Raw genomic sequence first — 2,812 nt, forward strand, 5'->3', positions numbered from 1 at the left:
ACGGCGCGGGTTTCCCTAAAAAATGGCTCCGCCATTTTTTAGGGTGCCCGGTCAGCGGCGCAACACCGTATGAGGCTTTCGGTAGGCGGCTATAACTACGCTTTCCCACCCGCCTTCGCCTTCTCCCGCGCCAGCAGCTCGCGCTTGAGGATTTTGCCGACGTTGGATTTCGGCAGGCTGTCGAAAAATTCGTAGGCTTTCGGGCGTTTGTAGCCGGTGAGGTTGGCGGCGGCGTATTTTTGCAGGGCTTCTACCGTGAGTTTTTCGCCGGGGCGGACGACGATGCAGGCTTTGACCCGCTCGCCGGAGCCGTCGCACGGTACGCCGATGCAGGCGACTTCCAGCACCGCCGGGTGTTGCGCCAGTACGGCTTCCACTTCGCTCGGATAGACGTTAAATCCCGACACTAGAATCATGTCTTTTTTGCGGTCAACGATTTTCAGCGCGCCGTCCGGGCGCATTACCGCGATGTCGCCGCTTTTCAGCCAGCCGTCCTCAAGGACGCGGCGGGTTTCGTCCGGCTGCTGCCAGTAGCCTTGCATCACTTGCGGGCCGCGTATCCACATTTCGCCCGGCTCGCCCGGCGGCACCAGCGCGCCGCTGTCGTCGCGCAAGGTGACGTCGGTGCCGGGCATGGGGTAGCCGATGGTGCCGTTGTAGGCGGCGGTGTCCATGTGGTTGACGCAGACCAGCGGCGAGGCTTCGGTGAGGCCGTAGCCTTCGACGATGACGTTGCCGGTCAACGCCTGCCATTCGTCGGAGACGGTTTTCTCCAGCGGCATCCCGCCGGCGATGACGTAGCGCAGCCGCGAGAAATCAAGCTGGCGGAAGGCGGGGGTGTTGAGCAGGGTTTTGAAGAGGGTGTTCAGCCCGGTAATCATCGTCGGCGGGTGGCGGCGGAGGATGGTGACGAAGGATTTGATGTCGCGCGGGTTGGTGACGAGTACCGCGTGCACGCCGCAACTGCTGAAGCCGAGGCTGTTAATGGTGCAGCAGAAGATGTGGTAGAGCGGCAGCGCGGTGATGAGAACGTCGCCGGGGCCGATGTTGCCGCCGGTAATCCACAGTTTGATTTGTCCGGCGTTGGCCAGCAGGTTGGCGTGGCTGAGCATCGCGCCCTTGGCGACGCCGGTGGTGCCGCCGGTGTATTGCAGCATCGCCATGTCGTCCGGGCGGGCGTCGTATGGGGTGAATGGCAGGGTGCGCCCGGTTTTCAGCAGTTTTTTGAAGGGGATGACGCCGGGCAGGTAGTACTTCGGCACCAGTTTGCCGATGTGGCGCACGTAGAAATCGACGATGGGCGACCAGAACCAGCCCATTTCGTCGCCGTAGCAGGTGACGATGATGTCGTGCAGTCCCGGCACCTGTGGCCGCACTTCGGCGACGCTGCGGGTGAAGTTCTCCGCCAGCACGATACCGCGCACGCCGCTGTCGTTCAACTGATGCTCCAGCTCGCGCGTGGTGTAAAGCGGGTTGACGTTCACCGCCACCACCCCCGCCAACATACAGCCGTAGAGGCAGATGGGGAATTGCAGGATGTTCGGCATCATCAGCGCGAGGCGGTCGCCGGGCTGGTAGCCCAGTTCATGTTGCAGATAGGCAGCAAAGGCGCGGGCGCGTTCGCCGATTTCGCGGTAGCTGAGGGTGCGGCGGAAATTGCTGAAGGCGGGGCGGTCGGCGTGGCGCGCGAACATCTCTTCGAGAAACGCGCCGAGGTTTTTGTACCCGCTGCCGCTGTAGGTATGCGGCACGTTTTCCTTGTAACTGGCAAGCCAGGGGCGGGGAATGTCGTCCGGGGGTGTCATCGGGATTCCTTATGGTTGGGTTAATGGACGGCAATACTATAGCGGTTTATGCGCACGGGCGGCGCATCGCGTTGCCATCCGCCAGCGGGGCAACAAAAAACCGCCCCGGTGGACGGCTTCTGCTTTTTATTGTGGCCGCGTGATGCGGTAAACGTGCGACAAATCATAGACCTTGTACCGCCCCGGCTCGCCGCGTCCCTCGCCGGCGTAACTCAACACCAGCCCCTCGCGCCGCCCGTAATCCGTCCAATCGACAAAGACGCCGCTATGCTCAATATCGCCGTAGGAATGGTTCACATAATAGAGCCAGTCGCCCGGTGTCAGCGTCGCCGGATCGGCATAGGGGCCTGCTTTCGCGTCTCCTGAAAACACCAGTTGCCGCCGTGCTTCGGGAATACCGGCGCGGTCAAAGCCCGCATTCAGATAATCCCAACAGCCGCCGGGCAGCACCTCGCCACGGTTCACCATCTGCCGCAGGGTGAAAAGCGCCTGGCGCGCGGGCGGTTGCGCCTTTGCCTCCGCATTTTCAATCAGCGCCTGCTGCATCGACGCCTCGACCGTCAGCGGCGGACGCACCGGACTGCCGCAACCCGTAATCAGGCCAAACAGCCCGACAAAGCATACAATGTTCATCTTCATCAATTGCTCCTGTAAAAACCGATGCCAGCATACCAAAGCCAACTGGATGACAAAACCCGCCGCCTGCGCGCGCTGCTCGCGCCCTTTGCCGCGCCGGTGCCGGAAATATACCCTTCACCGCCAACGGGATACCGGATGCGCGCCGAATTCCGCGTCTGGCACGATAACGGCGACTGCCATTTCGCCATGACCGGCGCCGATGGCAACGTGCGGCGCACCGACACCTTCCCGCCCGCGCACGCGGCGATTAACCGACTGATGCCGCCGGTGATTGCCGCCATCCGCGACTGCCCGGCACTGCGCCACCGCCTCTTTCAGGCGGAATTTCAGACGACGCAGGCGGGCGAGACCATGCTCAGCCTCATCTA

2 protein-coding genes and 1 pseudogene are annotated in these 2,812 nt (G+C 62.6%); 1 reads left to right on the forward strand and 2 read right to left on the reverse strand.

Features of this window, described 5'->3' with window-relative positions; translation table 11 throughout:
- Positions 1–95 precede the first annotated feature (95 nt).
- The gene (locus tag Q0349_RS08625) at positions 96–1,805 is read right to left on the reverse strand and encodes an AMP-binding protein (protein ID WP_298080458.1); all 1,710 of its coding nucleotides are present in this window, start codon (positions 1,803–1,805) and stop codon (positions 96–98) included.
- Between the two features lie 126 nt (positions 1,806–1,931).
- The gene (locus tag Q0349_RS08630; RefSeq protein ID WP_298080459.1) at positions 1,932–2,444 is read right to left on the reverse strand and encodes a hypothetical protein; all 513 of its coding nucleotides are present in this window, start codon (positions 2,442–2,444) and stop codon (positions 1,932–1,934) included.
- Between the two features lie 21 nt (positions 2,445–2,465).
- Here Q0349_RS08630 and Q0349_RS08635 point away from each other — a divergent pair.
- Positions 2,466–2,812, forward strand: a pseudogene (locus Q0349_RS08635) (tRNA (uridine(54)-C5)-methyltransferase TrmA); the annotation flags it as partial.

The sequence above is a fragment of the uncultured Cardiobacterium sp. genome, from assembly GCF_938028185.1.
Taxonomy (GTDB): domain Bacteria; phylum Pseudomonadota; class Gammaproteobacteria; order Cardiobacteriales; family Cardiobacteriaceae; genus Cardiobacterium.

What these genes read in the sequence shown, in the direction of transcription:
- Q0349_RS08625 (WP_298080458.1), bottom strand. Translation starts at nt 1,805, where the DNA reads ATGACACCCCCGGACGACATTCCCCGCCCCTGGCTTGCCAGTTACAAG.
- Q0349_RS08630 (WP_298080459.1), bottom strand. Translation starts at nt 2,444, where the DNA reads ATGAAGATGAACATTGTATGCTTTGTCGGGCTGTTTGGCCTGATTACG.